The organism is Lacinutrix neustonica, from assembly GCF_026625145.1.
Lineage (GTDB): Bacteria > Bacteroidota > Bacteroidia > Flavobacteriales > Flavobacteriaceae > Lacinutrix > Lacinutrix neustonica.
In genome coordinates, this window is the sequence record NZ_CP113088.1 from 3,338,648 (window position 1) to 3,362,943 (window position 24,296).

The following is a 24,296-nucleotide window of genomic DNA, read 5'->3' on the forward strand; positions in this document are numbered from 1 at the left end:
ATCTATAGTGTTCATGACTTCCGTGAAGGCGAAAATCTTTTTCTACTGTTAGTATTCTTTATGACTTCCGCAAAAGTGGTAATCTCATTTGTATTAGTCTTTAAAAAGCGTCTTTTATTAATAGTAATTTAGGATTTCTTTAGGAAGAAAAACATTTATCTTTGTCAATCTTAAAACAAAAATACCACATTATTGCGCTATTTTATAGAATTATCTTACAATGGAAAGGCATACCACGGCTGGCAAATTCAGCCCAACGCATTGTCTGTACAAGAAGTTTTAGAAAAAGCGTTGTCTACGTTGCTTAAAGAGAAAATTTCAACAATGGGTGCAGGACGAACGGATGCTGGGGTGCATGCCACGCAAATGTTTGCTCATTTTGATACACTTGCCGATTTTGAAGTCCAAACCCTTATTTTTAAACTCAATTCTTTTTTGCCTAGTGATATCGCAATTAAAGACCTCTTTAAAGTAAAACAAGACGCACATGCGAGATTTGATGCTTTAAGTAGAATGTATTTATATAGAATTTCGGTAGAGAAAAATCCATTTAATACAGATCAAGCGTTTTATTTAAAACACAAAATTGATATTGACAAATTAAAGGAGGCGACCGATATTCTATTGACGTATAAAGATTTTCAATGCTTTTCTAAAACTAATACAGATGTAAAAACGTATAATTGTATTATTATGAAAGCCGAATGGGTAATCGCTGGAGGTGAACTACAATTTACTATTAAAGCAGATCGCTTTCTACGCAATATGGTGCGCGCCATAGTGGGTACATTGATAAATATAGGCTTAGGAAAACTTGAAGTCGCAGCATTACATGATATTATTAAGTCTAAAGACAGGAGTGAAGCTGGTTTTTCGGTGCCTGCACATGCCCTTTATTTAACCGAAGTGGCTTATCCACAGCGAATAAAAATTTAAAGAATAATTAAACTTTCCTGTATTTATCGGGAATTCAAGATGACTAAAAATAAAGAAAATATATTCGATTTAGACTTATTTAAACGTCTGTTTACCTATACAAAACCCTATAGAAAGGTTTTTTACGGCGTGTTAATCTCAGTAATTTTAATTGCTGGTTTAAGTATTTCTGTGCCTTATATTTTAAAAATTGCTATAGATAACAACATAAAGTTACAAAAAGAAGACGGCTTTTTGTTTTACATTATATTGATGATTGGGATGCTGCTTTTAGAAACGGTTTTCCAATTTCTATTTACCTTTTATGCGGCATGGTTAGGGCAAAGTGTGGTTAAAGATATTCGTGTCAAGCTCTTTAATCATATGCTCAAGTTTAAGATGAAGTATTATGACACTTCCTCTGTTGGTGCGCTTATTACGCGTGCTGTTACAGATATGGAGCGTATCGCTGATATTTTTGGCCAAGGGTTATTTATGATTGCGCGTGATACGGCTGTCATGTTAGCTATTGCAACCGTCATGCTTTTTACAAATATTAAACTCAGTTTAATTGTATTTGTAACCATGCCTATTGTATTGTATGCTACAAGGGTATTTCAGCGGTATATGAAGAAGGCTTTTGAGCAAGTGCGTGCAGAAGTTTCAAACCTTAATTCTTTTGTACAAGAACGGGTGACTGGCATGAAAATCCTTCAACTCTTTACACGTGAAGCTACCGAATATAAAAACTTTAAAGCGATAAACGAGCGCCATAAAAAAGGATGGTTAAAAACCATTTGGTACAATTCGATCTTTTTTCCTATCGCCGACTTTTTATCTTCCATAACCTCCGGGTTAGTTGCTTATGTTGGTGGTTTAATGGTTGTTTTATACGCTACAGCAAGTGTGAGTGAATTATTTATGTTCATTATGCTTATTCCAAAACTGTTTAGACCCTTACGTCAAATTGCAGATAAGTTTAATACGTTACAGATGGGAATGGTAGCGGCCAAGCGTGTGTTTAAAATTATTGATACGAATTCTCAAATTGATGACCTTGGAACTCTCGAGGTCTCTCAGTTTAATGGTGATATTACTTTTAAGAATGTTCGTTTTAGTTATGTCGATGATGAAGATGTGCTTAAAGATGTCTCTTTTAGTGTGAAGGCTGCACAAACAGTGGCTATTGTGGGCGCAACTGGAGCAGGGAAATCTACCATTATTAATTTGCTAAATCGTTTTTATCAAATCAATAGCGGCAGCATATGTATTGATAATATCGACATCACAACAGTGAGATTAGCATCATTACGCAACCATATTGCGGTTGTTTTACAGGATGTATTCTTGTTTGCAGATACCATTTTAAATAATATTACGCTTAATAATCCTAAAATTACTGAAGCACAAGTCATCCAAGCGGCTCAAGATATTGGTCTCCATGATTTTATTATGAGTTTACCTAATGGGTACCACTATAATGTAAAAGAACGCGGTGTGATGTTATCTTCTGGACAGCGTCAATTAATTTCTTTTTTACGGGCTTATGTCACGAATCCTAGTATTTTAGTTTTAGATGAGGCCACGTCTTCTGTCGATTCCTATTCTGAGCAGCTCATTCAAACGGCAACCGATAAAATTACGAAAGACAGAACGTCAATAGTTATTGCTCACAGATTGGCAACGGTTCAAAAAGCAGATCAAATTATTGTTATGGATGCCGGTGAAATTGTCGAAATAGGGACACATGATGAATTACTTAGAAAGAAGAATGGCTATTATAGAAACTTATATGAAGTTCAGTTCTTAAAGGCTGAAGTGGCTTAGTTTAATTTCTGACGCGTTGTTGCAGCTTCCATAATTTCGTCCATGCCTCCAGTTATATACATCATAAAGACAACTGTAATTATTAGAAGGACCGAAAGAATCATTAACACCAACGAAAAGAGTAGGGTTTTAATAATGATGTTCTTAACGCTTAATTTAAATAGTCTTTTAAATGCGTAAGCGGCATATAAGACCTGAAGCGGAAGCATGATGGCCGTGCTGAACACCATAAAGTTAATTCCCAAGAGCAATGCCAATATAGCCATAACAGCTGATGCTATAGACATGTGGGCGAAGAGGTACATATTGATAACTAAATGCTCGGTAAAATTATAGTTTTTATAATTTATAAACACCAATTTAGACATTAGTGCGTAAACGGGAACAAATAACATCGCTATTAGAGATTGGTATTCTTGAACAAAAGCCATGTTGCTTTTCTGAAAATTTTCCATGCCTTGTTGCTCAAAATTTGTAAAATTTATAGCATCAGGAAAGAACTTATTCATGACAAACATTTGCAAACCGAGATAGGGTTAAGGCTATTGCAAAATAACTTATCACGTTGACGTATTTTTTTCGAGTGCCATCAATATAACTTGTAATAACAGCTTCGGGTTTGGTAAATAAATTTAGAAAAGTTCTTAAAAATTTATTATCATAGTTTAAATAATTATAGGTGAAATCCTCAAATAGATTCCGCATGGTTAACCTATTCTTTATCACTTTTGCTCCACAGCCGTTGCAATAATTAATTTGTTGAGGCAATAATGTTTTACAGTTTTTACAAATCATTAATCCAAGTCCTCTTTAATAATTTCAATCAATTCTGTAGAATCTTTAAAATCCACAAAGGTTCCGTTTTTAAAACACGAAATTTGTCCCGTTTCTTCACTTACAGCAATGGCAATAGCATCGGTGCGTTCTGTGATGCCAACGGCTGCTCTGTGGCGCAAACCAAAGCGCTGTGGGATGGTTTTTTCGTTATTTACAGGTAAAATAACACGGGTCGCTTTTACAATATTGTCTGAAATAATAATGGCACCATCATGCAAGGGGCTGTTTTTAAAGAAAATACTTTCTATAATGGGTTGTGTCACCTTGATGTTCATTTCGTCTCCCGTTTGCACTAAAAAGTCCAGATTGTTATTGCGTTCTAAGACTATTAACGCCCCTGTTTTTGTAGTAGACATTTTATTACAAGCCGCAATGATGGTGTCAATATCCGTCAAAGATTTGGTGATGCCTTCTGTTTTTAAGAATTTTAAATGTTTAAGAAAGCCGCGTTTAGAGGCGAAATTTGTAGAACCAATCATTAATAAAAACTTTCGCACTTCTTGCTGGAATACCACGATTAAAGCAATAAAACCAACGCTAATAAAACCACCTAAAATTTTGGTAAGCAGCACCATTTGGAGTGCCTCAACTATTAAATAGATGAAATAAACAACAACAATACCTATAAATATGTTAATGGCTACTGTGCCACGAACAAGTCGGTACGCATAGAACAAAAGTAAAGCGACTAAAAAGACGTCAATAAAGTCTTTTATTCCAAAATTAAATACAGTGTTAAAAATTTCCAATGGCTACGTGTTTGGGTAAATTTAGTAAAATTGAGTTAACTAGAAATGAATTCTATTGGACTTATTCTAAAATCAGTATTCGATAAGTGGGATAGAATGGATTTGAATGTAACATAATCTTGAAATGATATTTGGTCGTTAAATTCTAAGAATAGAATGGGTTTTTCTTTTTCTGAACTTTTGTTTTGAAATAAGTCTTTACTTAAATCTAAGATATTAGTTTTAATTATTTTTTCGCGGTCCGTCGTAATCTGTATTTCATCAAGTGAGGTAAACATGATATGAAAAGTGACTGTAGCGAGATCAACGGGATCATCGACATAAAATACATCTGTAAAATCAATAAAGCCTAAGTTTTTAATGCTGGTATCATTGCAGGTAAAGTAGTTTCGTGCATTTTCATTTTTATGTAGGGTAGCATTACGCTTTTTTTTTGTAATTTTTTTATTGAAGGCACTGCCTGTCTTAAAGTTAAGCGTTTATCTACATTAAAGAGCCAATTGGTAGAAATTATCAGGTTTTTTCTATTCAATTCAACACTGTCGGGTTTTGTTTCATCATAAAAAATATAAGCAGGAGATATGTCTTGAACCGTTGTTATTTTTGCATTTTGTATTTCGGGTAATTGTACGGCTTTTTCATTGCCACAGGAGAACAGGCATAGCATCGGCAATAGGTAAAATAATCTCATATTAGGCATGTAGTTGTTTGTATAGTTTAACGCATTCTACAGCTTCTTTTACATCATGAACCCGCAAAATCGTGGCGCCTTTTTCTAAGGCTACCATGTTTAACGCTGTGGTGCCGTTAAGTGCTTCATCTGGAGTAGTTTGTAGTGTTTTATAAATCATAGATTTTCTTGAAAGGCCTGCTAGTACAGGTAATCCAATAATTTTGAAGCTTTCTAAGCTATTGAGTAATTCAAAATTCTGTTCACGTGTTTTAGCAAACCCAAAACCAGGATCAATAATAAGATCTGTAATCCCTAACGCTCGGCTAGTGCTATTTTTTCAGAAAAATAAAAGAGCGTTTCTTTTAAAAGCGCCTTGTAGTGGGTGTGTTGTTGCATGGTTTGTGGCGTACCTTTCATATGCATCATAATATAAGGAACGTTTAGGTGAGCAACGGTTTGCATCATTTTATCATCTAATTGCCCTGCAGAAATATCATTTACCATGGCAGCCCCATGTTCAATGGCTTGTTTTGCCACTTCCGCACGAAAAGTATCTATAGAAATAATACTATTGGGGAACTGTTTTACTAATAAATCAATAATAGGAAGGACGCGTTTTAGCTCTTCTTCTTGAGAGACATCCTCAGCCTTTGGCTTTGAACTGTAGGCACCAATATCTATAAATGTGGCGCCAGCTGTAAGCATTTTTTCTACTTGATTTAAAATAACAGCGGTGTCTTTGTAGAGGCCACCGTCATAAAAAGAATGCGGAGTGATGTTTAAAATGCCCATTACTTTTGGAGACGTCAAATCAATAAGTGATCCGTTACAATTAATAGTCATAGATAGCGCTGTGTTTGCTGTTTGTCAAGCATTTGTAAAGTATAAACGCGAAACCTTGAATTTTAAACAATTTTATGCGAAATTTACACAAAATTCATTCAATTTATGCAAGATACTTCAAAACAATATGATGCCGTAATAGAAACGTGTCGTAGTTTGTTTATTAATAAAATGAGCGATTATGGAAGTGCTTGGCGCATTTTAAGATTGCCATCGCTTACCGATCAGATTTTTATTAAAGCGCAACGCATTAGGAGTTTACAACAAACTGACGTTAGAAAAATTGATGAAGGCATTCAGAGTGAGTTTATTGGGATTATCAACTATTGTATTATGGCACTTATCCAATTAGAGTTAGGCGTGGTGGAACAGCCCGATTTGTCTACAGATAAGGCAACGGCGCTTTACGATGAAAAAGTGAGTACTACTAAAAAATTAATGCAAGACAAAAATCATGACTACGGGGAAGCCTGGAGAGAGATGCGTGTAAGCTCGCTAACAGATTTAATCTTACAGAAACTACTTCGCGTGAAGCAAATTGAGGATAATTCGGGTAAAACGCTTGTAAGTGAAGGCATTGCGGCTAATTATCAAGACATGATTAATTATGCCATTTTTGCCATGATTCATCCGGCTAGTTCAAATTCCAAACAATAAATACGAAATTCTAAAGCTATTGGGAGAAGAAAAAACAAATGATCTTGAACGACGAACTTTTGAATTCGCAAGCGACTGTAGATTGTTAGTTTAAGAATTAAAAAATACAATTTCAAATATAGAAGAGGGTAAGCAATTGGTTAGGTCTTCAGGCTCTGTTGGTGCAAGCTACATTGAAGGAAATGAAACGCTAGGTGATAAAGATTTATTGTTTAGATTGAGAATATCGAGAAAAGAAGCAAAGGAAAGTGAGTATTGGTTAAAACTTCTGAAGGAATTAAATGAAAATGAATCAGAAAGAATTTATAAGCTACTAATTGAAGCAAACGAATTAAGAAAAACACGATCATCAATAGTAAATAAGTTAAGATAATTTGAGAAATTTTAATTAAAAACTGAGGGCTTTTTGGAATTTAGTTTTTGTGATTTAGAATTTTAAAATTTAAATAAAATTTTATGAAAGACATTATACACATTTGTAGAATACTCGTTGGAGCATTATTCATCTTTTCAGGATTAATAAAACTAAACGACCCCATAGGTTTCTCCTATAAATTACAAGAGTATTTTAGTGCAGACGTTCTCAATTTGCCAGTTTTTGAACCCTATGCTCTAGGAATTGCTGTGTTTGTCGTGGTTTTAGAAGTTGTACTAGGTGTTTTCTTATTAATTGGTTATAAACCAAAATTTACGGTATGGAGCTTATTAGCTATGATTGTGTTCTTTACTTTCTTAACCTTTTATGCGGCCTATTTTGAGAAAGTTAAAGATTGTGGCTGTTTTGGAGATTTCCTAAAAATGGATCCTTGGGAAAGCTTCTCTAAAGATTTGATTCTTTTAATTTTAATACTCGTTTTAGTCTATGGTTTAAAGTATATCAAACCTATATTCGGCAAATTCCCGACAACCCTTTTGGCCTTATTAGGCTTTATTGGAAGTTTGTGGTTTGGTTATCACGTATTAATGCATTTGCCAACTTGGGATTTTAGAGCCTATAAAGTTGGGGCAAATATAGCAGACGGTATGATCGTACCTGAGGATGCGCCAAAACCCATACAAGAATTCACATGGACTTTTAAAGTGAATGGTGAAGAAAAAGAAATAGTAACAGATGGTAGTTACCCAACGGTTGCGGGTGGGGCCTATGTAGGGGTGGAAACGAAAGTTATTAGAGCAGGCTACGATCCGCCAATAAAAGATTTCTCAATTGAAACAGAAGATGACAATCTTACCGATGCCTTTTTAGCTGAAGACCATCTTATTATGGTCGTTTCTTACAGTTTAGAAACAGCAAATGCTGAAGGCTTTAATAACGTTAAAGATATCACAGATTTAGCCATAAAAAGAGGGTATACCGTAATAGGTTTAACCGCGTCCGGAGCAGATGCTAAAGCAAGTACAAAACAGATTTACGATTTGAATTTCGATTTTTATCTATGCGATGAAAAAGCCTTAAAAACAGTAATTCGCTCCAATCCAGGCATCGTCAAATTGGAAAAAGGTACCGTGATCCAAAAGGTACATTTTAATGATGTGGATGATTTAGATTTGCCGAAGTCCCGCGCAAGCGAGAACCTGTTGTTGAAGAGAAAAGACTCTATCTCATTGATGGTGTTCAGTACGACAAAACGTATATAGATCAAATCGATCCAGAGAGGATTGAGTCTGTAGATATTATAAAAGATTCGTTAGCCTTAACTAAAATAGGAATTATCGATTTAGATTCTATCATTAAAATTACTTTAAAAAAGCAATAGCCTGATTTCCTATTTTTTAAATAAAACCGTTTATGCATTACTCACATTATTTGGAGTAGTTACAGTCATATTCTTTTTATTTAACGTTTTACCCGGTGATCCGGCACTCATGATGTTGGGGCAAAATGAAGACAGTGAGCAGTTAGCCATAATTAAGGCAAAGTATGGCTTCGATAAACCCATTGGCACGCAGTATTTATACTATTTAAACGATTTATCTCCCGTTTCGTTTCATGCCACTTCAAGAGACCACTATACCTTTTTGCGAGACCAGAAATATACAGCCGCAGCACTTTTTACTATAGGAGAAACCACAACCGTGGTGAAGCTTCCTTATTTGAGGGAATCCTTTACAAAACAAGGAAAAAAAGTAAGTCAGGTTTTAGGAGAAACATTACCCAATACTTTTGTGTTGGCCATCACCGCAATACTCATAGCCTTGTTGCTAGGGATAAGTTTAGGTGTGGTCTCTGCATTAAAAAAAGACACGGTTTTAGATAAGTCTATCCGGATATTGAGTACCATAGGAATGAGTGTGCCTTCCTTTTTTAGTGCCATCTTGTTTGCCTGGTTTTTCGGGTTCGTACTCCATAAATACACGAATTTAGAAATGACCGGTAGCCTTTATGAACTCGATGATTTCGGGGAAAAAATGAATATAAAATGGAAGAATTTAATTCTTCCAAGCATCGTTTTAGGTATCCGCCCCTTGGCAGTCGTTATTCAATTAATGCGGAATTCTTTATTAGAGGTTTTTAATCAAGATTACATTCGTACGGCTCGAGCGAAGGGCTTGTCTGAATTTCAAATCATTAAAAATCATGCACTTAAAAACGCAATGAATCCTGTGGTCACCGCAATCTCAGGTTGGTTTGCCAGTATGTTAGCTGGCGCTGTATTTGTAGAGTATATTTTTGGTTGGAATGGGCTAGGCAAGGAAATAGTGAATGCACTAAATACATTAGATTTACCCGTTATCATGGGATCTGTATTGATTATAGCAGTACTTTTCATTATAATTAATATTTTTGTAGATATTATTTATGCGTGGTTAGATCCCAAGGTAACGCTGGAATAAATTTCTGCTTAAACAGGAATCTCTGCACAAATAAATAGTCAGATTTTCAATAATAGTGTGGTCGAGTCAATTTTATTTTGAGTAAAAATGACTACTTTTTAAGTATTAAAATGGGAACGTTTAAAAATAAGTATAAATTAAAAGACACCTGCTTAGGCCGGTTTTAATTATGAGACAAAATATAGTAGCAGGAAATTGGAAGATGAATAACGATTTAGCACAAACAGAAACGTTAATCACTGCGTTAAAAGAGCAACAGCATACGTCCAATGCGGAGGTGATGATTGCACCACCCTTTACTAATTTGTGGAATGCTTTTGAAGCTTTAAGACAAAGTGATATAGAAGTGATTGCGCAAAACATGCACTTTGCAGAAAACGGTGCTTATACTGGAGAAATAAGTGCAGGGATGTTAAAAAGTATAGGCATACAAACCGTAATATTAGGGCATTCAGAGCGTCGTGCTTATTTTAATGAAGAGGATGCTATTTTAGCTAAAAAAGTAGATGCGGCTTTAGCGAACGATATGCGTATTATTTTCTGTTTTGGAGAAGAATTAGCCGATAGAAAATCCGGAAATGAAGAAGCCGTAGTAGAGCGTCAAATTAGAAAGGCTTTGTTTCACTTAGAATCCATAGCTTTTAAAAATATAGTTTTGGCTTATGAGCCCGTTTGGGCAATTGGTACAGGTGAAACGGCAAGCCCGGAGCAGGCACAGGACATGCATCAATTTATTAGAAAAACACTGTCTAATAAATACGGTAATGGTGTAGGAGATAACATGTCAATCCTGTATGGCGGTAGTGTAAAACCATCAAATGCAAAAGAAATTTTTTCTAAACCAGATGTGGATGGTGGTTTAATTGGAGGTGCAGCCCTTAATGCAGAAGACTTCTATGCTATTGTAAATGCGTTTTAATTAAATAATAAGAGAACAGAAAATTTTTAGAAATGGCGTTACCACAAGGGGCGGGCTTTCAATAGTCGCTCTCTGCGAGGAGCTCCAACAAATATTTCAATCCCTAACGCAAATTAGGGAATAACGCAAGGCGTAATAAAAAAGCTATAATTCGTAAATTAAAACATGTCAAACACTATCTATTTAGGCTATTACTTTAAAGTAGCACCATTACAACCAGCAACTGAAATTTTAATTGCAGAACTGGGTTACGCCGGTTTTGAAAGTTTTGTGGAAACCGAAACAGGGGTCACCGCTTACATTCAAAAGGAAGAATGGTTTGAGGGTATTTTAGAAGATATCTTTGTGCTCTCTAATGACGAATTTGAAATCACTTATACCTTTGATGAAATTGAACAAGTGAATTGGAATAGTGAATGGGAAAAGAATTTCAACCCAATAATTGTGGACGATTTATGTTCTGTAAGAGCACCCTTTCATGAAAAACCAAATACGAAGTTCGATATTATTATTGAGCCTAAGATGAGTTTTGGTACAGGACACCACGAAACAACACATATGATGATTCAGCATCTTTTAAAAAATGATTTTCAAGGAAAATCGGTTTTAGATATGGGGTGTGGGACCGGGGTTTTGGCTATTCTTGCGGCTATGAAAGGCGCTGCGTCTATTGATGCCATTGACATCGATAATTGGTGCTATTTAAATAGTGTCGAAAATGCCGAACGTAATAATACACCTCATGTTCAAGTTTTTGAAGGAGATGCCAGTTTGTTAACAGGTAAAACATACGATGTTATTATTGCCAACATTAATAGGAACATCCTGTTACAAGACATTTCAGTGTATGCCTCTTGTTTAAATAAAAATGGAATCTTGTATTTAAGTGGTTTTTATAACGATGACATTCCTATGATTGAAGAAGAATGCACTAAAAATGGACTCGTATTTCAGTCTAAACTGGAAAGGAATAACTGGGTCGCACTACAGTTTAAAAATTAATTATGTTTAATATTTTGGCCTAAAAGTTAATTATAATTCAAAATTTTAATAAAAATTATGAATTTTACGGTAAAACCCGTAATATTTTCATTTTCAATTACTTACATTTGCCTAAGAAATAAATTTATTTTAAAACCATAGTTTGTCAGTATTTAATTAAAAAAACTGATACCTGCCATGCTATGCGCATTGTTTACGTAGATACTTAAATTATTAATTAATCACAATTACTTTAAACAAATGAAAAATTTTAGAATATTTTTAATAGCGATTATTTCATTAGCGTTCTTTTTCCAATCTTGTCAAAAAGAAGAGATTAATGAATCTCAACCGAGAATCTAAAGCCCTTCCGGATTCTAATACTAATGATGTTCCGGAAGCTATAGTAAACAAGCTTGCCGAGTTTTATTTAAACACAGACGGTGTTAAGCCCATTGATTTTCTGTTGCCGAGATGGTACAACAAAAGAAATGTACCAAGTGGAGGAAGATATCATTATGAGCGAAAAGCAGATCATGGACTTGGAGATCGGTATGGGGATAACAGATAGAAATTATCGTACCAATAATTTAGTGTCACAAGGAAGAAATATATCTATCATCGGTTATACTGGTGGCAGTCAAGCGCTATCGAGTAAAGAAAGAACAGCATTACAATGGGCCGTTGCTAATTACAATCGTTTGAGCGGTGTTTCTATTTCATTCACATTAACGTTTGGTACAGATTACCAAAACAAAGACATGGTGGTTTACCGTGGCAGCGGTGGTGGAGCAGGAGGATCTGCTGGTTTTCCTAGTGGAGGATTGCCAAACAAATACGTGCAAATCTATGGTCTAAATAATTACGACACCAATGTAATAGAGCATGTTATTACACACGAAATTGGTCACTCAGTTGGGTTTAGACATACCGATTGGGAAACGAGACAAAGTTGTGGTCAAAATTCTAATGAGGGTACTGCAGGAGTAGGTGCTATTGCTATTCCAGGGACTTCTTCAGGATACAATCCTAATTCAATTATGGTGGCTTGCTTTAGCTGCGGTGAAAATGGAGAATTTGATAACGATGACATAATTGGTCTGCAATATATGTACTAAATATCTAACGAAAAGTTAAATTTTAGATAAAGGACGCCAATTTTTGGCGTCCTTTTTATAATAATTCATTTTAAAAAATTATTTTAGTTTAAAATATTGAAAATGAGTACCAAAGAAAAGGTATTAGAGCAGGTTGAAAGTGCTTCTAAAGAAATGAAAAATAATGAGATTGTTGTTTATAACGACGATATCAATACGTTTGATCATGTTATTGAAACATTGATAAAGGCTTGCGATCATACTCCGGAACAAGCAGAACAATGTACTATTTTAGTGCATTATAAAGGGAAGTGCACTGTAAAAACAGGGGCATTAAAAGATTTAAAACCTAGGTGCTCAAGGATTTTAGAGGCAGGTATAAATGCTGAAATTATATAAAAATCACTTTTTAATATGAAAAGTGCTTATGTTGAGTTTTTATTCCTGTACTTATTTTAAAAAAGTATAAACGTGAATTGTAATTATTCGCGTTATTAAAGGAGTAAATGAATTGCTTTAATTGAATGAAAATGATAAAGTTAAAGGTTTCTGCTATGCAATGGTTAGGTTTTACGACCTTAATTTTAATTACTTTGGTCCTCTTTGCTTCACTAAACATTGCTTTCACTTGGGTGTTTTACTTAGTAGTAATAGGTCAAGGTTCATTAATATTCACGGTCTTTAAAGTCTTAAAAGATGATTATATTACAGGTAAAACATTTGAAGACTTTTATGAAGACAAACCAATTGCTAATGCGTAGTTTTTTCTTCTTTTCACCCAACATCTAATTCAGGCATAAATGCTATCTAAAATGGCTTTTGGAGGAGGTTGTCATTGGTGTACAGAAGCTGTGTTTCAATCCTTAAAGGGCGTTATAGTAGTTGAACAAGGTTTTGTGGCTTCCGTAAATGAAAACAGCTCATTCTCAGAAGCTGTTATTGTACATTACGATCCTGATGTAATATCATTGCCAATTCTTACAGAGGTTCATTTATTGACCCACAATAGTACTTCACAGCATTCTATGCGGAAAAAATACCGTTCAGCAGTGTATGTGTATTCAGGGATTGAAATTAGAAAAGTTAAAGTAATCTTTAAAAAGCTTCAGAGTCAATTTAATGAACCAATAATTACTGAAGTTTTATTTTTTAAGGCTTTTAAACCTTCTGAAGAGCAATTCAAAAATTATTATTTTAATAATCCAAAAAAACCATTTTGTAGAACGTTCATTGAGCCAAAATTGAAAATGCTACTACAGCAGTTTCCAAAATATGTAGATGGAGTTACGTTAGATGATTGATGCTTTTTTTTGTTACTATACTATAGTGTTATCTTTTATTCTTTGCTTAAATCAATAAAGAAAAAAACATCTCTTTGTTTATTTATGAGAATTTTAAGACCGTTCATTTTATTAGAAACGTGTAGGGTAGTATCTTTAATTCATTAATCATAAAAAAAATAAAAAGATGAAAACATTATATGAGGCAACAACGAATGCTTTAGGCGGAAGAAAAGGACATGTTAAGTCTGAGGATGATGGACCGATAAATCTAAATTTGTCAGTTCCTAAATCTATGGGAGGTGATGGAGGTTCAGGTACAAATCCCGAGCAACTTTTTGGAGCCGCTTACGCCGCCTGTTTTGGTGGCGCTATTCAAGCAGTAGCTAAAGAGGGTGGCGTTGCTATTGACGACGAAAAGTTAAACGTGACCGCTATTATAGGGTTTTGTAAAGACGGGGATGGTTTCTTTTTAGAGGCAACCTTAGATTGTTATATTCCAGGAGTGGATATTAAAACAGGTGAAGATTTAGTAGAAAAGGCTCATGAAGTGTGCCCATTTAGTAAAGCAACACGGGATAATATTACAGTAACATTAAATTTATTATTAGACGAATAGATTCATTTATTTCTTGAAAATAGCTTAAAAATAAAAAAAAAGCTCACCAATCGGTGAGCTTTTTTTTTGTGACCTCGAATGGATTTACCATTAACCATGTGAGTCGCAGCTAGGCAACCTTTAAGCCACATCTAGCATGAGCGTTTTAGGGTCTATAAAATTTAAAAACACGAGTAAAAGTAACATATTATTCAAATAATATTGAAGTTTAGAAACGAGTAGAAAATACACATTCAAACATCCAATAGCACCTTACTTTATAAGTTTTCTTGCGTTGTATCTAATTTTTAAGAGGAACTCGATCATACACTTCGCTTGTGTGCTGCTTTGAATGAAATTGATTTAATTCAAAGCAAGATTGTTTTTCGGTTTAGAAGTGAGTATAACATATTGTCGTGGCGAGATGAGTATGGAAGTATTTGTTTAATACTTTACGTGAAGTCATTGGCATTTACTATTTAGATCCGAAAATAATAACACCTCGGTTTTATTAATGAATTTCAAAGGATTTACGGCAATACAAACGATTAAAGTCATGGAGTAAAACCCTCAAGAAAGTACAAGATGATGGTTGCTGGGAATGAGGGAAGTTGTGGGGAATAAAAATGGTAATATAACTTAAAACGGGTTTTGACAACAATACAGTAAACCAATTGAACTCCGGAGAGGGTAGGTAATTAAAAAGAAAATTGAGGAAGAATAGAGTACGTATAACAGTGGTAGAAATTGTGCTAAAGATGAAACTGTACAAAAAAAAGATATTGAAGGGATACCTTAGAGAATGATGGATTGATTAAGTCACGATATAAGTTTTGTAGGCACGAGTGAGACAGTTGCACTAGCGGAGGAGCTGTATGTCCTTTTTTAGTACAATGTGATTGTTTTTAAAAAATGATACTATCAAAAATCTCAAAATAGATGGGTTCATTTTCGAAATTACTGCAATTATCTACTTGTTATAAACTCAATTGTACAAGCTATAAATCCTTGTAGCAAACGTCTTAGTTTAATGATTACTTTCACGATATCTTTTTACAAAATAGGTGTAAAGTCTTGTTTTTAAGAGTTTTGGGTTAGGTCTATTTGGTCTATTCATGATTCTTATTAGAGACGCCTAAAAAAGAGAATAGAGAAAAAACTTAATGTTTACTATAAATTCTAACCCAAGTATAGCATTTTTTTAATTATCGATTATTAACAATAAAAACCAACAAATTATGAAAAAATCCATTAATCTTTTAGTAATAGTAATGCTGTTATTTATGAGTTGTGAAACAGAAAATGTATCGTCTGAGGATCCATTGGATAAAAAGGAGCTTGACAGCGAAGCTGTTTTTAAATCCTTATTTTTCTATTTAGGAGAAGAGGCAAAATCTATTCCTACGTTTGATCAGCAAGTGACGCTATTGAACGATACTAAAAAGGAAGATAACAAATTTTTTAATCATTATACAGCAGCTGCTGAAGACTATTTAAATGAAGTAAAGGAAAAAAATCCTAGTTTCTTGAAGCAATTGGCCCATGCTGTTCAAAACAAAGATTTTGAGCAAGTAAAAGAAGAATTGGTCTATGGGCGTGGCTTGCTGATGGCAATTATTTACATAGACCTTCCGGAGTCAGCAAGAGACACAATATTAGTAGAGCAACTCACTAATCTTGATGTTGAACACTATAATTTTACTGATATTAAAGAATTAGAAGCATTAAATAAGAAATTAATAACTATTGTAAGTGAATTTAATTTTAGTGATGAACAAAATAGGCCAGATCCTAGCCCTCATCCTGATTTATTACGTTATCAATTAGCATATAATTATAGCCTTAAATTGATTGAGGTGACTAACAATTTTGCTAGAGTACTTATTTACCCATATAATCCTACTTTTCCTTTTGCATCACCTAGGGCTTTACCTAGTAATTATTTGTGTTTACCTCGTGTTCAGGTGAAAAAAGCACCTATAATGCATTCAGATTATGATAATTATTCGGAGAAAAACTAATTAAAGAAATTGTAATGGCTTTTGAACAATAGCAGAAATACTCAAATCCCTTGAGTCTAGTAATAGCTCAAGGGGTTCTTTAAAAGCACTAGACAATTGTAAAAAAAATAATCTTATGAAACATGTACTTCTTTTGTTTGGATTTGTAATAGTATTTGGATATTTACATATTAATTTTATCACCAGTTTAGGTGATAATGTCATGAATGTCTCCACATCGGAAACAAAAACAATTCAGACCTTCTTTCCACAGGGCTGGGGATTTTTTACCGGAGACCCTCGGGAGCCAAAATATAGACTGTACAAAATTGTAGCGGGAGAACTACATTTAGTAAACTTCCGTATTACTTCCTCAGATAATTATTTCGGACTCTCACGCAAAGGCAGCCGCATCGGGCTGGAAGTGCTTCGTATTAAAAATAAATTGCCTCAAACAGAGGCCTGGGAACCTTCTGCGATTCCCCTTAAAAATATGCAACTGAACAAACTGGCTTATGAGTGTATAGAACCCGTACCCGGTTTATTATATATAGAAGAAGGAAATTATATACTCAAAGAATATCAAACCACTCCTTGGTCTTGGGCAAAGTATCAGGGGCCTTATTCTAAAAACTTTAAATACATTCCATTTCAATTGGTTAAATCATGATACAACACTATAAAAAAGCTTATAATACTATAAGTAATCACATGTTTTCTAATAATCCATTTACCTGGGTGTATGGATTATCCGTAACAATACTTGCATTGTGTGTCTTAATTATTCTTTCATTTAGTGATACACTTGTATTATTTGACCAAGGGATGTACAACGGTCAATTAGGAGAGAAATTATTTAGCAACTATAACTTATTTTATGTGTTTGGTTGGGAGGATCTAGGGTACTCTAAAGCGATTGCAATTGTCATTTTACTAATTGTTGCCTCCGGATGGCGGCCAAGATTTACTGGAATATTGCATTGGTGGGTTACAGCTAGTTTTTTTCACGCTTCCAGTTTGTTAGAGGGCGGAGATCAAATAGCAATGATTCTTACCTTGTTATTAATTCCTGTTACCCTATTAGATCATAGAAAGTGGCACTGGCAGGCATGCGATAAGTTTTCTGAATATAAAAAGTTTGTTGGAAATTTGATGTTTGTATTGGTTGCCATTCAGATGTCACTCTTGTATCTCAATGCAGTAACAGATAAAATATATGTGTCTGAGGAATGGAAGGTAGGCAGCGCATTTTACTATTATGTTAATGATGCCTTCTTTAGCTACCCGAGTGGATGGACCCATTTATGATGAATTTATTAAACAGTTCCATATTTGTCTCAGCAGCGACTTGGGGGACCCTTTTGTTAGAACTCGTATTATTTGCTGTAATTTTTTCTAATAAAAAAACCAAACTTTTAGTATTTCCTCCGGGCGTTATGTTTCATTTTTTTATTATCCTATTCTTGGGATTGGTTAGTTTTTTCTTTGCTATGTTAGGCGGACTCATTCTATATTTAATTCCTTCAGAGACACCCCCGCCGGTATTAAAACTAAAACCAATACCTTTTAGAATACGAAATGATAAAAGAGAAAACCAAGTGTTTTCTTTTTTTAAGTGGAAAAAATATCCGGAAAAACAGCGTATAAAAACAAATGTTACTGAAAAGGGATGATGACAGATTAGAGGGGTGTCTTTTATTTTTCACGTTACTATTAAGTGTCTTGAAAAAAGGTGGAGTTGCTGGTTTTGTTTATTTGCTTAGGGTGATTGTAATGACTGTAATAAAGGATAACACTTCATTTATGTTTTTCCAAAATAAATACCAGTCGCTCTACTTTAGGGGTTAAGTTACTCATTGGTTTTCTAGCGCTATGATGTAACGTTCTACCCCTTAAAGGGCCACAATTAAAAATAGATGAGTAATAAAAAAGTTCATTCACCTTTTTATCATTTTCGTGTTATTATTAATGAGTTTTCTAACAGAACAGTTAGCATCTAACGATGTGTTAATCACTAAAACATTAGGCTGTGAAGATGTTTTGAAGCAATCTTTATCTGGTTTAGAGATCACGCATTTGCCAAAATAAAAGAATTTCATTTTTTCTTTTTATTCATATTAATGACGTTCTATACGAACGTAGTATATTTTTAATATTATGTAAAAAAAACAGATATATTTATATGATTCACAATTATTTAGTGTAAACGATGACCTTAGTATTATATAAATTTTATAACTTAGTATTACACATACAAATCAACAAAAATGCTGAGGGCAATTATAGTAGACGATGAACAACTCTCCATAGAGAGTTTAAAATGGGAGCTTAGCACACATTTTCCGAGAAATTGAAGTGGTTTTTTCTACAAAAAACAGCAGCGAAGCTATAAAAGCCATAAATGTTTTGCAACCAAATTTACTTTTCATAGACATCCAAATGCCTGATATGGATGGATTTCAGTTATTAAATCAACTTGAATTTAGGGACTTTGACATTATTTTTATTACAGCTTTTGACCGGTATGCGATTAAGGCGCTGAAGGTAAATGCTATAGATTATTTATTGAAACCCATCGACAAAGAGGAATTAGGTATTGCCATCAAAAAAGTTATTAAACACCAAAAAGAAGAAACTTTAGGAGAAAATTTAAGAGAAATATTAAGAAACTCGAGAAGTAACAATGAAATAAAGCATTCCAAAATAGCCCTTCATATGGAGAAAAAAATAATTCTTGTGGAGCAAAATGAAATACTGTATTGTAAATCTCAAGGAAGTTACACGTATGTTTTTATGCATAATGGACCAAAACATCTTATCTCTAAAAACTTGAAACAGTTATTTTTAAGCCTTGACCAAAAGGAGTTTTTAAGGATTCACCAGTCGTATTTAGTGAATCGAAAATATATTGTAGAATATTATAGAGGTGATGGTGGAGAAATAATTTTAACCAATGGCAAGAACTTACCTGTGTCTAGAAGTAAGAAAAATGAATTGTTACAACTCATTACAAATTAAATAAATCATTGAATTTTTTTAATGACAATTTTTATACGCTGTTTTATGGATGTACGCTAGGAAGTATTTTTATACTTTCCTTAATTACATTTTTTATTTATCTTAAAATAAAAGAAAGAAGTTTTCTATTCTATTCACTATATGCTTTTTGCTTAAATATTTACATTGGTATACGTGCCCTAGATGTAATATCGCATAGTGCAAGTAGCACTGTAATGGAAATTAATTTGTATGTCAACTGGCCGCTTCAATTTGTTTATTATACCCTATATCTTCTTTTTATACGTTCCTTTTTTAATTTTAAAATAACCCAACCTAAAGTTGATACACTTATCATTAAATTTCTTTGGATCTTAGGATTGGCGTGTTTTGGGTTTACCCTAATTAATGTCTTCTTTCTCTCAAATACTAATACAGATTTGCCTTACTATTTTAGTGAATTTATAATATATTTCTATATCCCTACATTTCTGCCTTTTGTGGTATATATTATCTATAAAATCCTCCAAACAAAAAACCCAGCAAAATACTATATAATTTTAGGAGGCACTAGTTACGTTGTATCTGCACTTGTTTCTATGTATTTCTCTGTAAATGACGGGTTTGATTTTCCAATATTTTTCTTTATGATTGGAGTTCAGGTTGAATTTCTATTTTTTATTATTGCACTAGGTATAAAAGTTTATGGCATATTTAAGGAAAAAAACAAGTTTCAAAAACAATTAATAACGCAGTTAAAAGAAAATAAAAAACTTATTGAGTATAATAATGAGATCCTTTTAGAGCGTATTGAATTGTTTGCTGAAAAGGAAATAGAGCTTGAATTGAAACATAGTATCAGCGTATTAAAATCTAAGGTATTTAGAAGTCAGGCCCACTCTCATTTTATCTTTAACATTTTAAACTCTATTAAAGGGACAATAATCAATGATGAAAAAGAAAAATCAATTGAACAAATCAATAATTTTTCAAAGTTGATAAGAAGTATCCTCAATCATTCTTGGGAAGAAGAAATCTCCTTGGAAAAGGAAATTGAAATTACACAGCTTTATTTTGCTTTAGAAAATCAAAGGTTTAACAATCAAATTAAATTTAGCGTAACACTACACAATCGCATTAACTCGCCGGAGCTTATTATGGTGCCTCCGTTTATTATTCAGCCTTTTATTGAAAATGCCATTTGGCACGGATTAGCCAATAAGGAAGAAGATAGAAAGCTCAATCTTAGTATAGAAAAACAAGACAAGTATTTGTTAATTAAGGTAAGGGATAATGGTATTGGCATTTTAAAATCGTTGGAAATAAAGCGTAAAAAAAGTATCAATCACAAATCGATGGGGATTGATATCACTAGAGAAAGATTAAAGCTTTTTGCTCAGAAGTGCAATGAAAACTATGATCTTTTTTTGGAAAATATTGGTGACGAACAGAACTCTAAAGGCACTCAAGTTACGATTCAAATTCCTTATAAAACGGTATAATTATTTGGGGTTTGTTAACGATTAAAAAAAAATTGAAATTTTAGAAGTAAAGACAATGAATAATATAAATAGTTAAAGGATAAGGAAGCCCTCGGTGTTTGAAAATTAGAAATTAGTCATTATTGTAGCTTCCCCATAAATAGGACAGTTAATAGTTCAAATTTACTAACTTTAAAGCTTAAAACACGCAAACGATCTTATACAAGTACGTTGGTCATCATTTAACAAAACCATGAGATACAAGAAAATTAGAGGTTTAAAAAGGAAGGTTGCTAATATCCCAAAATGGATTGAAGGGTATTTAGAATTCCATCATGAACATTTAATTGAATATAAATATAATAAGGCGAAAGTATATGTTGACCCATGGGATAATTTAAATTTTACGAATAGCCACATACGCGAACCCAAAGGAAAGGCTAAAAGAGAGATCTTGAAAGGACTGGAAAAAATCTATGACAGCTGGAAAATTGAATTAGAAAAATTAAATAAGCCTTATTATTACTATATTTTTAGTTATTACCTATTCAAATCAAAAAAAATATAAAAACCGGTTTAACGATTTGATCTCGAGAAATAATATTCAAAAAGATTTAGGCGCCACCAATATAACAAAGGTAAAGTCATTTGATATAGCAGATGACGTTATAAAGCGAATTTTAAATGAATTGAAAGACTTTGAGAACAAAAACAAATTCCTTCGAAAGGATTTATCATTAAATAATTTAGCTAAAGATTTTAATACTAATAGTGTTTATCTTTCAAAAATAGTTAACCATTACAAAGGACTTTCATTTTCTAATTATTTAAATGATTTAAGGCTAGAATATTGTTTGGAACAATTAAACTCTAACCATCAATTAAGAGCGTATACAATAAAAGCAATTTCTAGCGAGGTTGGATTTAGTAATTCAGAATCTTTCTCTAAAGCTTTTTATAACAAAACGGGAATCAAGCCTTCATTCTATGTAACAGAATTAAACAAATTAACTCGAAATTAATAAATTTCGACTCATTCAATGCTTATTACAATAGCTCATTAAAAATAAATTCATAAAATTGTAATTAACAAAAACATAAAAAAAATCAAAAATCAAAAATTTGCAACTTTCCCGAGTTATCTTTAAAGAACATGTTAACTGTTATTGGGGGTACTAATGGTGGTGATATTATTATAGATAAGAACAAACTTAAAAAGCCTGGCCAAGGTAATACTGAGGATTAATTTTTGCATGTACGAAACAGTTCTAATTATAATGTTATATTAGAACTGTTTTTATATAACCATACCATAGTTTTTAAATAATGATTAATAAAATTTTAGTTACACTGTTCCTGTTTTTGTTTTTTAATTGTTCAGAAAAAAATAAAATTGACAAAGTTTTAACCCCTCCTGCTATAGAGGGTATAAGGGCTGTTGATAATTATTTTGGTAAAGAAGTCGAAGACTTATTTAGAAACATTGAAAACACGAAAGATTCTACAATTATTGTTTGGTACGAAGCTCAAGATAAATATGCTGAAAATTACTTGAATAAAATAGCTGGAAGAGACAGTCTAGTTAGAACATTATTTGAGATTGATAATAGGAAATCTTATAAAATTAGTAAAGTAAGGATTACCGAAAATGATACATGGTTTTATTTAAAAAAAAATATTGATGAAAGCTATTACAAGCTCTACTATAAAAACACCGAAGATGGTGAAGAGTTTTTACTATATGACCCTATATCCTTCAAACCAGAAGCAGGCAATGATTATATTATAAATTACATAAATCCTAGTTGGGATTCTAAATACATTATTGTTTCACTATCACATTCGGAAGAGAGTTGTCCGAACTGATTGTTATAGACATGGAGACTAAAAAACCGAAATCTCAAACAATAGATAATGCTTGGCCTTCAAATTTTTTAGGTGTGAACTGGCTTCCCGATAACTCCGGTATAACGTTCCTTCACTTCCCTAATGGTGATACTTCAGAAACTAAATTCAAGCAAAACTCACAAGCGGTAATCTATTTTCTTAATGAAGACCCTAAAGACCTAAAATCAATCTTCGGAAATAAAACACATTCAAAATTTAATATTAATGAAAACGAATATCCTATTCCTGTGATAAAATCTGCTGAAGATAAATATATTATAGGCTATATTGCTGGGGTAGATACTTATTGGGACGCTTATTATGCCAAAATAGATGACATTAAATTAGGTCGTCTTAATTGGAAACTACTGCATTCAAAAAAGGAGAAAGTAGTTCATAATAATGGTTTCTTTAAGGGTGACCAATTCATTTTCTTATCTGCTAAAAACACTATCAATAGAAATATTCTTTCCGTGACAATGGATTCTTTAGATTTTGAAAAGCCAAAAATAGTTGCAAAGGAAAAAGTTTCAGAAATTATTAATAATTTTGAAATTACGAAGGATGTGATCTACTACACTACTACTAAACATGGGGTAGAGGCTAATTTATACAAAATTGATAGTAGTGGGGAAAAAATGATAGAAACTCCCAAAAAAGCAGGTGAAATTAGCCTTTACACAAAATCCATTAATAGTAATGATTTATGGGTAACTACTCGCGGGTGGGTTAACTCAAACATTCGCTATAAATATCATTATGAAACGAATACGTTCATTGAAGATAATTTATTACCAAAGATGAATTTCCCGAATTTAAAAATTTAATTGCAGATGAAGTTCTAGTAACTGCCCACGATGGTGAAAAAATTCCTTTATCAATCATATACGATAAAAACATAAAAAAGAATAGTAAAAACCCTGTTTTCATTTATTCATACGGTGCGTACGGAGATATAGAAAGCCCTTATTTTTCACCATTAATGTTGAACTTTGTTGCAAATGGTGGTGTTTTTGGTATTGCACATGTAAGAGGTGGTGGCGAAAAAGGAGAAGAGTGGCACAATGGCGGGTTTAAAACAACAAAACCAAATTCTTGGAAAGACCTAATCTCTTGTACTGAGTATTTAATTAATGAGCAATTTACCTCATCTAATCATACAGCAATTTATGGTGGTAGTGCTGGAGGTATAACAATAGGAAGAGCGATGACAGAAAGGCCGGACTTGTTTGCTGTAGCTATATCTGAAGCCGGTTTATTAAATCCATTAAGAATGGAAACTGGTGCTGGAGGTTCTAACTATAAAGAATTTGGTACTGTAAAAGATTCTACTGAATCTATAGGGTTAATAACTATGGATTCTTATTTAAGCATTAAGGATAGCGTTGATTATCCTGCAACCTATTTAACCATTGGTATTAATGATCCATTGGTTAATCCATGGATGACAGGAAAATTTGCTGCTAAATTACAAAATGCAACTACGCTTAAAAGGCCTGTGATGCTTAATGTAGATTTTAATTCGGTCATGATGGTTCTAACGATCAGCTAAAACTATACGAAGAGTGGGCTAATATTTTTTCTTTTGTATTATGGCAAACTGGACATCCTGATTATCAATTAAAAAAATAGAGTTTCCTGTTAAAAAACTAACTAAGCAAATAAGGATAAAATGACGCCATTTAATGAACTCTCTAAATATGGAAAGATTAATGCATTA

At 33.1% G+C, this 24,296-nt stretch carries 30 protein-coding genes and 1 pseudogene; 25 read left to right on the forward strand and 6 right to left on the reverse strand.

All coding sequences use genetic code 11. The features are described 5' to 3' along the window. Window positions 1–192 precede the first annotated feature (192 nt). Entirely contained in the window at window positions 193–936 is a 744-nt protein-coding gene (truA, locus tag N7U66_RS18075; protein ID WP_267676370.1) for a tRNA pseudouridine(38-40) synthase TruA, read from the forward strand. A gap of 39 nt (window positions 937–975) precedes the next feature. After that, window positions 976–2,742 carry an ABC transporter ATP-binding protein gene (locus tag N7U66_RS18080; protein ID WP_267676371.1) on the forward strand — a complete coding sequence of 589 codons (1,767 nt, stop codon included), beginning with the start codon at window positions 976–978 and terminating at the stop codon, window positions 2,740–2,742. Here the strand turns inward: N7U66_RS18080 and N7U66_RS18085 are convergent. The 6 genes and pseudogenes from N7U66_RS18085 to folP form a co-directional block, all read right to left on the reverse strand. After that, window positions 2,739–3,251, reverse strand: a complete 513-nt coding sequence (locus N7U66_RS18085; RefSeq protein WP_267676372.1) for a hypothetical protein — start codon at window positions 3,249–3,251, stop codon at window positions 2,739–2,741. The two genes, N7U66_RS18080 and N7U66_RS18085, sit on opposite strands and share 4 nt — an antisense overlap. Beyond that, on the reverse strand, window positions 3,244–3,510 hold the full coding sequence (locus tag N7U66_RS18090) for a DUF3667 domain-containing protein (RefSeq protein WP_267676373.1): 267 nt from the start codon (window positions 3,508–3,510) through the stop codon (window positions 3,244–3,246). Before N7U66_RS18090 ends, N7U66_RS18085 begins: the two co-directional genes overlap by 8 nt. Window positions 3,511–3,536: 26 nt before the next feature. After that, a complete protein-coding gene (gene cdaA / locus N7U66_RS18095) occupies window positions 3,537–4,328 on the reverse strand; it encodes a diadenylate cyclase CdaA (protein WP_267676374.1) in 792 nt (263 codons plus the stop codon). 35 nt (window positions 4,329–4,363) lie between these two features. After that, a complete protein-coding gene (locus tag N7U66_RS18100) occupies window positions 4,364–4,606 on the reverse strand; it encodes a hypothetical protein (protein WP_267676375.1) in 243 nt (80 codons plus the stop codon). 71 nt (window positions 4,607–4,677) lie between these two features. Further along, a complete protein-coding gene (locus N7U66_RS18105) occupies window positions 4,678–5,019 on the reverse strand; it encodes a hypothetical protein (RefSeq protein ID WP_267676376.1) in 342 nt (113 codons plus the stop codon). A 1-nt stretch (window position 5,020) separates the two neighbouring features. Beyond that, window positions 5,021–5,844: pseudogene (gene folP / locus N7U66_RS18110) on the reverse strand (dihydropteroate synthase). Between the two features lie 105 nt (window positions 5,845–5,949). Between folP and N7U66_RS18115 the strand changes: the two are divergent. From N7U66_RS18115 to N7U66_RS18225, 23 genes are all read left to right on the forward strand, one after another. Continuing rightward, entirely contained in the window at window positions 5,950–6,501 is a 552-nt protein-coding gene (locus N7U66_RS18115; RefSeq protein WP_267676377.1) for a DUF1599 domain-containing protein, read from the forward strand. A 136-nt stretch (window positions 6,502–6,637) separates the two neighbouring features. Beyond that, on the forward strand, window positions 6,638–6,874 hold the full coding sequence (locus N7U66_RS18120) for a four helix bundle protein (RefSeq protein ID WP_267676378.1): 237 nt from the start codon (window positions 6,638–6,640) through the stop codon (window positions 6,872–6,874). Window positions 6,875–6,957: 83 nt separating this feature from the next. Next, a complete protein-coding gene (locus tag N7U66_RS18125) occupies window positions 6,958–8,139 on the forward strand; it encodes a BT_3928 family protein (RefSeq protein WP_267676379.1) in 1,182 nt (393 codons plus the stop codon). A gap of 120 nt (window positions 8,140–8,259) precedes the next feature. Continuing rightward, a complete protein-coding gene (locus tag N7U66_RS18130) occupies window positions 8,260–9,336 on the forward strand; it encodes an ABC transporter permease (RefSeq protein ID WP_267678555.1) in 1,077 nt (358 codons plus the stop codon). Between the two features lie 169 nt (window positions 9,337–9,505). Then, a complete protein-coding gene (gene tpiA / locus N7U66_RS18135; RefSeq protein ID WP_267676380.1) occupies window positions 9,506–10,255 on the forward strand; it encodes a triose-phosphate isomerase in 750 nt (249 codons plus the stop codon). Between the two features lie 165 nt (window positions 10,256–10,420). Continuing rightward, the gene (gene prmA / locus N7U66_RS18140; RefSeq protein WP_267676381.1) at window positions 10,421–11,257 is read left to right on the forward strand and encodes a 50S ribosomal protein L11 methyltransferase; all 837 of its coding nucleotides are present in this window, start codon (window positions 10,421–10,423) and stop codon (window positions 11,255–11,257) included. 319 nt (window positions 11,258–11,576) lie between these two features. Further along, complete coding sequence (locus N7U66_RS18145; RefSeq protein ID WP_267676382.1) at window positions 11,577–11,807, forward strand: hypothetical protein; 231 nt, start codon at window positions 11,577–11,579, stop codon at window positions 11,805–11,807. Next, window positions 11,773–12,354: a M57 family metalloprotease gene (locus N7U66_RS18150; RefSeq protein WP_267676383.1), complete on the forward strand. Its 582-nt coding sequence runs from the start codon at window positions 11,773–11,775 to the stop codon at window positions 12,352–12,354. Before N7U66_RS18145 ends, N7U66_RS18150 begins: the two co-directional genes overlap by 35 nt. A gap of 102 nt (window positions 12,355–12,456) precedes the next feature. Beyond that, the gene (locus N7U66_RS18155; protein ID WP_267676384.1) at window positions 12,457–12,732 is read left to right on the forward strand and encodes an ATP-dependent Clp protease adaptor ClpS; all 276 of its coding nucleotides are present in this window, start codon (window positions 12,457–12,459) and stop codon (window positions 12,730–12,732) included. A gap of 125 nt (window positions 12,733–12,857) precedes the next feature. Next, window positions 12,858–13,094 (forward strand): hypothetical protein, encoded by a 237-nt coding sequence (locus N7U66_RS18160; RefSeq protein WP_267676385.1) that lies wholly within the window; start codon window positions 12,858–12,860, stop codon window positions 13,092–13,094. A gap of 51 nt (window positions 13,095–13,145) precedes the next feature. Next, window positions 13,146–13,634 (forward strand): peptide-methionine (S)-S-oxide reductase, encoded by a 489-nt coding sequence (locus N7U66_RS18165; protein ID WP_267676386.1) that lies wholly within the window; start codon window positions 13,146–13,148, stop codon window positions 13,632–13,634. A 166-nt stretch (window positions 13,635–13,800) separates the two neighbouring features. Beyond that, entirely contained in the window at window positions 13,801–14,232 is a 432-nt protein-coding gene (locus N7U66_RS18170) for an organic hydroperoxide resistance protein (protein ID WP_267676387.1), read from the forward strand. 1,217 nt (window positions 14,233–15,449) lie between these two features. Beyond that, window positions 15,450–16,232: a hypothetical protein gene (locus N7U66_RS18175; protein ID WP_267676388.1), complete on the forward strand. Its 783-nt coding sequence runs from the start codon at window positions 15,450–15,452 to the stop codon at window positions 16,230–16,232. A gap of 115 nt (window positions 16,233–16,347) precedes the next feature. Continuing rightward, window positions 16,348–16,881 (forward strand): SdpA family antimicrobial peptide system protein, encoded by a 534-nt coding sequence (locus N7U66_RS18180; RefSeq protein WP_267676389.1) that lies wholly within the window; start codon window positions 16,348–16,350, stop codon window positions 16,879–16,881. Next, window positions 16,878–17,519 carry a hypothetical protein gene (locus N7U66_RS18185; RefSeq protein ID WP_267676390.1) on the forward strand — a complete coding sequence of 214 codons (642 nt, stop codon included), beginning with the start codon at window positions 16,878–16,880 and terminating at the stop codon, window positions 17,517–17,519. Before N7U66_RS18180 ends, N7U66_RS18185 begins: the two co-directional genes overlap by 4 nt. Next, complete coding sequence (locus tag N7U66_RS18190; protein ID WP_267676391.1) at window positions 17,516–17,884, forward strand: hypothetical protein; 369 nt, start codon at window positions 17,516–17,518, stop codon at window positions 17,882–17,884. The genes N7U66_RS18185 and N7U66_RS18190 overlap by 4 nt, the downstream gene beginning before the upstream one ends. A gap of 682 nt (window positions 17,885–18,566) precedes the next feature. Continuing rightward, window positions 18,567–19,229 carry a LytR/AlgR family response regulator transcription factor gene (locus N7U66_RS18195; RefSeq protein WP_267676392.1) on the forward strand — a complete coding sequence of 221 codons (663 nt, stop codon included), beginning with the start codon at window positions 18,567–18,569 and terminating at the stop codon, window positions 19,227–19,229. Window positions 19,230–19,237: 8 nt separating this feature from the next. Further along, window positions 19,238–20,710, forward strand: coding sequence for a sensor histidine kinase (locus N7U66_RS18200; RefSeq protein ID WP_267676393.1), 1,473 nt, complete (start codon window positions 19,238–19,240; stop codon window positions 20,708–20,710). Window positions 20,711–20,942: 232 nt separating this feature from the next. Then, a complete protein-coding gene (locus N7U66_RS18205) occupies window positions 20,943–21,257 on the forward strand; it encodes a hypothetical protein (RefSeq protein WP_267676394.1) in 315 nt (104 codons plus the stop codon). 16 nt (window positions 21,258–21,273) lie between these two features. Beyond that, a complete protein-coding gene (locus N7U66_RS18210; RefSeq protein ID WP_267676395.1) occupies window positions 21,274–21,711 on the forward strand; it encodes a helix-turn-helix domain-containing protein in 438 nt (145 codons plus the stop codon). Between the two features lie 304 nt (window positions 21,712–22,015). Continuing rightward, on the forward strand, window positions 22,016–22,555 hold the full coding sequence (locus tag N7U66_RS18215) for a beta-propeller domain-containing protein (RefSeq protein WP_267676396.1): 540 nt from the start codon (window positions 22,016–22,018) through the stop codon (window positions 22,553–22,555). Between the two features lie 11 nt (window positions 22,556–22,566). Further along, on the forward strand, window positions 22,567–23,403 hold the full coding sequence (locus N7U66_RS18220) for a beta-propeller domain-containing protein (protein ID WP_267676397.1): 837 nt from the start codon (window positions 22,567–22,569) through the stop codon (window positions 23,401–23,403). A gap of 155 nt (window positions 23,404–23,558) precedes the next feature. Next, window positions 23,559–24,128, forward strand: coding sequence for a prolyl oligopeptidase family serine peptidase (locus tag N7U66_RS18225; protein ID WP_267676398.1), 570 nt, complete (start codon window positions 23,559–23,561; stop codon window positions 24,126–24,128). Window positions 24,129–24,296: the final 168 nt, after the last annotated feature.